Annotated in this window: 8 protein-coding genes; 6 read left to right on the top strand and 2 right to left on the bottom strand. The window is 53.0% G+C overall.

Annotation, left to right across the window (positions count from 1 at the left end; genetic code table 11):
- The coding region (deoC, locus tag ACEW8P_RS16160; RefSeq protein WP_373514116.1) for a deoxyribose-phosphate aldolase at window positions 1-567 on the top strand (567 nt) is incomplete at its 5' end.
- A 75-nt stretch (window positions 568-642) separates the two neighbouring features.
- On the opposite strand, the gene ACEW8P_RS16155 is transcribed toward deoC, so the two are convergent.
- Complete coding sequence (locus ACEW8P_RS16155; protein ID WP_373514115.1) at window positions 643-3,885, bottom strand: carboxypeptidase regulatory-like domain-containing protein; 3,243 nt, start codon at window positions 3,883-3,885, stop codon at window positions 643-645.
- A gap of 392 nt (window positions 3,886-4,277) precedes the next feature.
- Here ACEW8P_RS16155 and ACEW8P_RS16150 point away from each other — a divergent pair, with 392 nt between their 5' ends.
- The 4 genes from ACEW8P_RS16150 to ACEW8P_RS16135 are packed head-to-tail and all read left to right on the top strand — an operon-like array spanning window position 4,278 to window position 6,775.
- Window positions 4,278-4,460, top strand: a complete 183-nt coding sequence (locus ACEW8P_RS16150) for a hypothetical protein (protein ID WP_373514114.1) — start codon at window positions 4,278-4,280, stop codon at window positions 4,458-4,460.
- A complete protein-coding gene (locus ACEW8P_RS16145) occupies window positions 4,438-4,875 on the top strand; it encodes a putative toxin-antitoxin system toxin component, PIN family (RefSeq protein ID WP_373514113.1) in 438 nt (145 codons plus the stop codon). Before ACEW8P_RS16150 ends, ACEW8P_RS16145 begins: the two co-directional genes overlap by 23 nt.
- Window positions 4,876-4,921: 46 nt before the next feature.
- The gene (gene selD / locus ACEW8P_RS16140; protein ID WP_373514112.1) at window positions 4,922-5,995 is read left to right on the top strand and encodes a selenide, water dikinase SelD; all 1,074 of its coding nucleotides are present in this window, start codon (window positions 4,922-4,924) and stop codon (window positions 5,993-5,995) included.
- An 18-nt stretch (window positions 5,996-6,013) separates the two neighbouring features.
- The gene (locus tag ACEW8P_RS16135) at window positions 6,014-6,775 is read left to right on the top strand and encodes an SDR family NAD(P)-dependent oxidoreductase (protein ID WP_373514111.1); all 762 of its coding nucleotides are present in this window, start codon (window positions 6,014-6,016) and stop codon (window positions 6,773-6,775) included.
- Window positions 6,776-6,784: 9 nt separating this feature from the next.
- On the opposite strand, the gene ACEW8P_RS16130 is transcribed toward ACEW8P_RS16135, so the two are convergent.
- Window positions 6,785-8,089, bottom strand: a complete 1,305-nt coding sequence (locus ACEW8P_RS16130) for an acetylxylan esterase (protein ID WP_373514110.1) — start codon at window positions 8,087-8,089, stop codon at window positions 6,785-6,787.
- A 202-nt stretch (window positions 8,090-8,291) separates the two neighbouring features.
- Between ACEW8P_RS16130 and ACEW8P_RS16125 the strand changes: the two genes are divergently transcribed.
- A partial coding sequence (locus ACEW8P_RS16125; protein ID WP_373514109.1) for a transglutaminase domain-containing protein occupies window positions 8,292-8,854 on the top strand: 563 nt, incomplete at its 3' end.

The following is an 8,854-nucleotide window of genomic DNA, read 5'->3' as shown; positions in this document are numbered from 1 at the left end:
ATCGGTTTTCCGCACGGGAACAGCGCCACGGGCATCAAAGTCGCCGAAACGATTCAGGCTTGCCGCGACGGGGCCGTCGAGATCGATATGGTCGTCAATATCGGGAAAGTGCTGGGCGGGGACTGGGACTACGTCCGCGATGAAATCCAGGCCGTGACCGAAGCCAGCCACGCCGAGGGAGCCATTGTGAAAGTCATTTTTGAGAACGACTACCTACCCGACGACGCTTCCAAAATCCGCCTTTGCGAGATTTGCAGCGAGGTCGGGGCTGATTTTGTGAAGACCTCCACGGGCTACGGCTTCAACAAAGGCGACGATGGCCGCTACGGCTACCTCGGTGCCACCGAACACGACCTCAAACTAATGCGCCAACATAGTGCACCTGAAGTGCAGGTGAAGGCCGCGGGCGGCGTCCGGACTTTGGACGAATTGCTGAAAGTGCGTGAGTGGGGCGCGACGCGCGTAGGTGCCTCGGCTACCGTTGCGATGCTCGAAGAAGCGAAGAAACGGTTCAACAACGACTTCTCGGCGGGAGCGGTACCTACCGACGACACGCCGGGTTACTGATCGCGTTTTTTTACTGCATAAATAAATCCCGCACCAGATGGCGCGGGATTTTTGCATTCTTGACTAAACTAAATCTTAGTTGAAAATGTAGCGGATGCTGGCTTGCGCTCCCCAGGTAGTGGAAGCGGAAGGAATATTTTCGAAAGTATTGGTTGGCAACGCACCACCTGCTTCGGAAAGACGGAAGACAGGCTGACCATCTTTGAGTGAGCGATACTGTAGGATGGCGGCATTGTTGACAGCAGTACGCTGACGAATGCCCCAACTCGACTTCAGCAGGTTGGGAAGATTGAGGACGTCGAGACCGAATTGAAGTGTATTGCGTTTGCCACCGACATTGAGGTAGAAATCCTGCAGAACCCGGAAGTCAATGCGATTGAACCAGGGAGCCAGCGCGCCGTTGCGCTCAGCGTACTTACCCTTGTTCTTACTCAAGTAAGGATCCTGCTCCACATACTTGAAGAATGCATCCGACTGCTGCTGGGCAGTGTATTTTATCGTTTTATCGGTATTTATTACATCTTCAAACAGGATCTCACTCGGTCCGCTGGGAATATACAGCAGGTCGGAGTTCAAACCGTCACTGTTGACATCGCCGTTATAGACGTAGGAATAACGGCCTTGGCTTTGTCCTTCATAGAATAGCGAGAAGGTAGTCGCCAAGTGATCGAGGTAGTCCAGACGATACGAAATGGCACCAACCACGCGGTGGGGAACGGCGTAATCCGAGTAGGCCAAGGGCAGGTCGTTCAGGCTTCCAACAGCTACGTTGTTCGACCAAGCCGAGGCAGCTTGTGAACCAGGGTTGCCCGTCAGGTCTTTTACGTTGTTGAAAGTGTAAGCCAGGCTGGTGAAGAGCCCTCTGTTAAACCGCTTCTTGGCCTCAGCCGTCAGCGAAAGTCCGCCGCCGCCGGAAGTGTTATCAAGTACCATTGCTTCCGAGATAGAGGGAACTACCCGACGCGTTGCACTCGTATACAGCGGACGATTATCGGCTCCTTTTAAAGTACTGACAGGATCGTTGTAGTTAATGTTGCGCTGATACACCGTTACTAACTCCTTTGAGTAAATGGCTTCCAGAGTTAAAGAAGCGTCACCAGGCAATTTCTTGTCGATCGCCAGGTTAGTACGCCAGATTTGGGGCATCCTGAAATCAGGATCGACCGAGGCCAAGCTGCTGGGGGCCGACTGGCCCGCGTTCTGGGGGAGCTTATCCAGGTGAGCAGTAGGATTGGGGCTGAAAGGATATTTAACCAATTCTGCCGTTCTCGTTTCTTCAAAAGTATTTTGGATCACACCGCTGTTGGTGGGCTGGTTAGTGAACCATACAAAGGGAATACGACCGTTGAACACACCCGTTCCACCACGTATTTGAAAGCCTTTCTCCGTTTCCGAAAAGTTAAAGCCGACGCGGGGAGAGATGGCAGGCTTGGAGGTGGGCCACTGTCCCGTCGTAATCTTTTCTCCGTTTTTGAACGAAAGTTTCGTTACCGCTGGGTTCTCGATAGGCGCTACCGGATAAACGGGCATATCGACGCGAACACCTGCGGTCAGCTTCAACTTTGGGCTAACGCTGAACTCGTCCTGCAGGTAAGCCGAAGCCTGGCCGAAAGTGAGGTCGGAAGCAGGAGCAGAAACACCGGGCTGCAAGCTGTATGTATAAGCGTAAGCCGTTGGCAGTTTCTTAGCCAGGAAGTCCTCCACCGAATTGAAACGGTAATAGCTGGTGCCATACCGCAGGAAGCTATTGGCGAAGTACATTTGCTCGTAGGAAACACCGCCGAGAATGGTATGCTTGCCCGCATAGTAGGTGAAGTTGTCGATCACGTTAAAGACTGTGTTCTTCACATTGTTATTATAACTGAACAACTCGTATCCCAGGCTGATGTAGTTATCCTTGTCTTTCCAGATATCGACGAAGGGGAAATCCGAGCTCTTGGAAGTACGGGTATCTTCGATAAATGTATAAGTCGCCAGGAACTGGTTGGAGAATCGGCCATTGAACGTCGAGTTCAATTCAGCCGCGATAGAACGGACACTGTTTTGAAAACCGTAGTTTGAGTTCTCATAGGTCAGAGCGTTCTGGCTCACGCGGTTCGACGAAGCGCGGGGGTTGGGCGCCGAACGACCGTTAATTATATTGTCGTCCGTGTTCTTGACATCCGAATAGCGGACATTGAACTTGTGATTGTTGCTGATATTCCAGTCGAGGCGGGCCAGAATCTTGAAATTTTGCTGAGTGAAATTACTGGCATAGCCTTCGTAGGGGCCAGTTTCGTAACCGTACTCAGAACGAGCAAAGTTGGAAACCGCTTCCAGGTCAGCAGCAGTTGTTCGTGAGACATTGGAACCTGTCGCACCAGGGCGCGAAGCCACAAAGTTAAAACCGGGACGAACGTTCTTTTCATACTCGCCATTAACAAAAATAAAGAGCTTGTTCTTGATCAGAGGCGCACCGATGGTACCTCCGATGATTTGGTTGTTGGTCTTGTCAGCGGCGGGTAACTCTACGTCTCCCACTTTGGTACCGTTATATTTTTCGTTACGGAAATACGTGTAAGCCGTTCCCTTCACCTGATTGGTGCCACTCTTGGTGACGACGTTGATGCCCGCACCGGTAAAGTTGGCCTGACGCACATCGTAAGGAGCGATGTTCACCTGAACTTCCTCGATGGCATCCAGCGAAAGGGGCTGCGCGCTGCCGCCGGGCAGGTTGCTCGAACTCAAACCGAAGTTGTTGTTGAAGTTGGCGCCGTCGATCGTGATGTTGTTGTAACGACCATCGCGGCCACCGAAGCTATTGCCGTTGGACTGCGGCGTCAGGCGGGTGAAGTCGTTCAGACTCCGGCTGATTGTTGGCAGGGCTTTGAGCTGTTCCGAGGTAACCGTCGTGGCTGCCCCCGTGCGTTCCGAGCTGAATACATCGCTGCGCCGGGAAACGACCTGCACTTCCTGCAACTGGGTTCCCTCGTCCTGCATTCTGAAGCTCACGTTGGCTGACGTACCGAGGTTGGCAAAAATGTCATTTTGCACTTGCTCGTTGTATCCCACGTAAGAAACCGTCACTTTATATGGTCCGCCCACCCGTACCGAGGGAATGGTGTAGCGACCTGACTCATTCGTTACCGTGCCGTACTGCGAACCCGAGGGTAGGTGCGTGGCCACCACAGTGGCCCCAGGGAGGCCTTCGTTCTTATCGTCGGCGACGCGGCCCGTGATGGCCGAGGACGTCACCTGCGCCTGCGCGCTCATAAAAGTCAGCACGAACGCCAGCAGCGTCAGCCCGACCGATTTGAAAAGTAAACCTTTCCTGTTCATAGGGAATTGGGATTTGGTTAGAGATGTTTGTTGCTTCACTTGTGTATGGGGTTGATGAATTTGGCCGCAAAATAAGGCTAAATTTTCTTGCCAAACAACGCCCTTTGTCCTACTAAAATACTATACTGAGTTTCATAACCCCTTGATTTGTGGGAAAAATGCAGAAGCGAATCTTAATACTGCAATATTTCCTCATGTTAAGAAATTGTTAATCTTTCTAAGGAGATTCTAAGTTCTTTGTGATGAACTTTTTAAGCGACTAAAGGTTTTCAGAGTTGCATTACACTACGTGCCGGGAAAATTGTGCGCACCGAAATGAGCTTCTCCTTTTTATCGATAACTTTGTTTAAAATCCTTTACCCAGGCATGGTATGACTACTCAAACAGAAATATTGAAGGCTTTCGAAGCCCTGCCTGTGAAAGACAAACTAGCAGTAGCAAAAAGAATCCAATTGAATATCTCCGATGAACTTTTCGAAGAGCTAGATGCAGAAATGCCGGATGTGGAAATGTCATCTGAGGAGATTCAGGCAGAAATAAATGCTTACCGGAATGCTAAGAGGAAGGAAGACTAAGGTAGTTCTCGATGCCAATTGGTACATCTCAGCCTGTATTAGCCGAAAACCCCGCCGAACGATATATTACGAGATTTTACAGAATCCATTTATCGACGTTTTCTATTCAGCCGAGTTACTCGAAGAGTTTGAAGAAGTTATCTACCGGGTGAAGTTCGCCAAGATCATAAAGCCGCTTCAGGTTCGGCGGTTCAAGTCATTGATTCTGTTACGGTTGAAACAGGTGTCAATTGGTACGGTCTTACAATTAGTGAGAGATGAGAAGGACGATTATCTGTTAGCTATTTGTGGAAAATGCAAAGCAGACTACCTAATCACCGGTGATAAGGACTTGCTGGTTATGGGCAGCTACCAGCAAACGAGCATCGTTACCATGAGCCATTTCCTCCAAATTCAGTCGCTCAAAAACTCGTAGGGTTTCACACCCGTGTAAACTCAATGACTTCCTCCCAACTATATTTATGAATACACTACCAGAAACGGTATTATTGACCCAATACAGCCACGGCGCGGGCTGCGGTTGCAAGATTTCGCCCCAAATCCTGGATAGAATCCTGCACGGCAACGATTCTTCAGCAGCCTTTCCCGGCTTGCCATCTTTTGACACCAGTGCTTTGCTGGTGGGTAATAATTCCCGCGACGATGCTGCTGTGCTGGATCTCGGCAACGGCGACGCCATCATCAGCACCACCGATTTCTTCATGCCCATCGTGGACGACCCTTACGATTTCGGGCGCATCGCCTCGGCCAACGCTATTTCGGATGTGTACGCCATGGGCGGACAACCGCTGATGGCCATTGCCATCCTGGGTTGGCCCATCGACAAATTGGCTCCCGAAATTGCCGGGCGCGTCATCGAAGGTAGCCGCGCCATTTGCGCCGAGGCGGGCATTCCGCTGGCGGGTGGCCACAGCATCGACAGCCCCGAGCCAATATTCGGCTTAGCCGTCACGGGTCGCGTCGCGGTGCAGCACTTGAAGCGCAACGACACCGCCACCGAAGGTAACCTGCTATACTTGACCAAAAAAATTGGGGTAGGTATCCTAACCACAGCCCAGAAAAAAGGCTTACTGCGCGACGAACACGCCCACCTCGCCGCCGACCAAATGCGCCAACTCAACAAAGTAGGTGTAGCGCTGGGCGCATTGGAATCCGTACAGGCACTTACCGACGTAACGGGCTTCGGCTTGCTGGGTCACCTCATCGAGATGGCCGGGGGCAGCGGCCTGAGCGCAGTTATCGACTTCGCCAAAGTACCCAAACTACCTTTCATCGAGGATTATCTGGCCCAAAAATCCTTCCCCGGCGGCACGGTTCGCAACTGGCAGAGCTACGGCCATAAAGTCGCCGACCTCACCGAAACCCAACGCTACATTCTGGCCGATCCGCAAACTAGCGGCGGTCTGCTAATCGCCGTGACGCCCGAAGGCCAGGCGGAGGTAGAAACGATCCTGCGGACTTTCAACATCGAAGCCGAACCTATCGGCAGGATGGTAGAAAAGCGGGAGAAGGTAGTTTACTTGACAGAAAGCTGAAAGCAAACTACCCTTACTATGCAAAGATTCATCGACCAAGTCGTCCTCATCACGGGAGCAGGTTCCGGCATTGGCCGGGGCGCGGCTCTGGCTTTTGCCCGCGAAGGGGCGGCAGTCGTGGTGTCTGACCTGAATGAAGAAAGCGGCCAGGAAAGTACCTCGCTCATCGAAAGCGAAGGTGGCCAAAGTACCTTCATCCGCTGCGATGTGACCGATCCGAAGCAAATCGCCGACCTCGTGCAAAGTACCCTCGAAAAGTACGGGCGGCTGGACATCGCCATCAACAACGCGGGCATCGGCGGCAACATCGCCAAGCTCGCCGAAGTACCCGAGGCGGAGTACCGCCAGGTGCTGGACGTGAATCTGGGCGGTGTGTTTTTCGGGATGCAGCAGCAAATCCGGCAGATGCTCACGCAGGAAAGCGGCGGGCGCATCGTGAATGTGGCCTCCGTGGCGGGGCTGCGGGCCATGCCCAACAACTCGGTCTATACCGCCACCAAGCATGCCGTGGTGGGCCTCACCAAAGCGGCCGCGATGGAATACGCCCGGCAGAACATCCGCATCAACGCCATTTGCCCCGCCTTCACGCACTCCGGCATGGTGGACAAGCTCTTCGCTCTGGCTCCCGGCTACGAGCAAAAACTTCTGAAAAACATCCCGCTAGGCCGCTACGGCGAGCCGGAAGACATTGCCCAGGGCATCCTCTGGCTCTGCGACCCCGCTAATTCCTTCGTTACGGGCCTGGCCCTGCCGCTGGACGGAGGGATGATGGCGATGTAAGCGATCTCACTACTTCTGCCTAAAATGAAAGTCCGCAAAATTCATGAACTGCGTCCAATCGTACAGCAGAATATCGTGCTTGCCGTTCCGCACGTGGTAGCCCGTCCAGGTCTTTTGCCCAATAGGTACTTCGAGGCCCGGCGGAGTATCCGATGACAGGGTTGGTTTGCCATACAGCGCGTAGGCGGGCCCGGCGTGGTAGGCGCCTAAGTACTCACCCTTAGGGTCGGCCCACTGATCTTCGGAGGCGCTGGCAACGTACACCGGGCGCGGGGCAATGAGGGCTATCAATTCGTGGTAGTCCACGGGTAGGTCGGCTTCGCGGCCATTGTACTTTTTATAATTACCAGAAAACCAATACGGAAGAGCGGTGTTGATGCGCTCAATCTGCTCGCCGTATTCTCTACGGGTGATCGCCGCGCCGCCCTCGCCCGAATCATTGGAAATGACTAGTGCGAACCGCTCATCCTGCGCCCCGGCCCAAAGCGACGCCTTGCCCAGCCGCGAATGACCGACGACCGCCACTTGTTTGCTGTTCACATCTTTATCCGTTTCCAGGTAGTCCATCGCCCGGCTCAGGCCCCAGGCCCAGGCACCAATCGTCTGCCATTCATCATCGGCGGGTTTGGTTTGACCTTTTTCGTAAAATAAAGGAAGAACGCCCTCGCCGTAGTTGTCGGGACGATCAGGCTGGATGTCGCCGCAAAAGACAGTAGCCACGCCGTAGCCACGCGCCAAAATCTGTTCTACGGGCCAGCGTTTGGCTAGTTTTCCCCGGCTTTCGTCGCTGCCTTTATTCCCGGTGATGCCAGCGTCCTCGCGGTTCCTCACCCAGCTTTGAGTAAGGCGGATGGCCGGATCGGCATGGGTAGTTTGGTTGCCGGCGAAGTTCAGACCTACAAATACCGGGACGGGACGGGCCGCGCTCGGATTATTCTCCGCGTTCGGCAGATACAGCAAGATATCCATGTATTTCGACTTATCCGCCGTAAAGTACCCCCGTATCTGCTTGCGCGTGGCTTTACCGCCCAGTGCGTTTTCGTCCAGATCGGTGACCTCGAAGCGGATGGGCAGTTTTTTCGTCGGCGTTTTGCCGTACACGTGTTCAGAGAATAAAGCCAGGATTTCGGGGCGGCGTTTGGTTTCCCAGTCTTTGACGGTACTTACTTTCTGGCCGCTTTGGGTCACAAGTACCTCCGGCAGGGTGTAAGCAGGTACTTTACTCTCGTCGTAGTTGGCTTCCTGGGCGAAGACGTTTGGACTGGCGGCCAGGGTCACCGCGAAAATCAGGGATTGCAGGATAATCTTTCTCATGTCCCTAAAAGTACTTGATCGCCTTGCTCCTACTACCGGATTCCCGCCTTTTCTTGGTACTTTTGCCCACTTTTCGTAAAAAGCTCATTCAATCGGAATTTACAGGAATAGTTTTTTGTGTAAAACGTAATCAATCCATAAATAAGCTGACAATCAATTAGCTGCTTTATAATTTTCCCCATAAAATTACAACTTTCTATTTATGAAAATGCGAGGAAAGTGCGTTTTTACGTACCAAATCAACAACCCGACGCCAGTGTCCATGATGCTGCGCCCCCGGCGCCAGGGCGGACAGGCGATTTACAAAGAAAACTTCGACATAAATCCTTCCGTACATTTCACCGAGTTCATCGATAGTTACGGCAATTCCTGCCAGCGGGCCACGCTGCCGCTAGGACAAGTAACGATAACCGCCGAGGTGGAGGCCGACGTGGTCGAAACGCCGCCACTGCCCAATCCGCAACCGGGCTTCGTCAATATCGAAGAACTACCCGACGACATCATGCTCTACATCCTGCCCAGCCGCTACTGCCAGTCGGATCTACCGCAGATTTATAACTTGGCTTCTGAAATCGTTGGCAATGCCGCGCCGGGTTATCAGCAGGTGGAGGCTATTCGCAGCTGGGTACATCAAAATGTAAACTACCAGTACGGCGTGACGAACTCTACGACCACCGCCCTCGACTTAGTGAACAACCGAACTGGCGTGTGCCGCGACTTCACGCATCTGGTCATCGCGCTCTGCCGCAGCCTGAATATTCCGGC

Source organism: Persicitalea sp. (assembly GCF_041751555.1).
Taxonomy (GTDB): domain Bacteria; phylum Bacteroidota; class Bacteroidia; order Cytophagales; family Spirosomataceae; genus Persicitalea.
Note: the sequence above shows the minus strand (reverse complement) of the source record. Positions and strands in the feature narration are given on the sequence as shown.

Excerpts from the sequence above, each read along its gene's own strand:
- ACEW8P_RS16155 (WP_373514115.1), bottom strand. The coding sequence starts at position 3,885 with ATGAACAGGAAAGGTTTACTTTTCAAATCGGTCGGGCTGACGCTGCTG.
- ACEW8P_RS16145 (WP_373514113.1), top strand. The coding sequence starts at position 4,438 with ATGCTAAGAGGAAGGAAGACTAAGGTAGTTCTCGATGCCAATTGGTAC.
- selD (WP_373514112.1), top strand. The coding sequence starts at position 4,922 with ATGAATACACTACCAGAAACGGTATTATTGACCCAATACAGCCACGGC.
- ACEW8P_RS16135 (WP_373514111.1), top strand. The coding sequence starts at position 6,014 with ATGCAAAGATTCATCGACCAAGTCGTCCTCATCACGGGAGCAGGTTCC.
- ACEW8P_RS16130 (WP_373514110.1), bottom strand. The coding sequence starts at position 8,089 with ATGAGAAAGATTATCCTGCAATCCCTGATTTTCGCGGTGACCCTGGCC.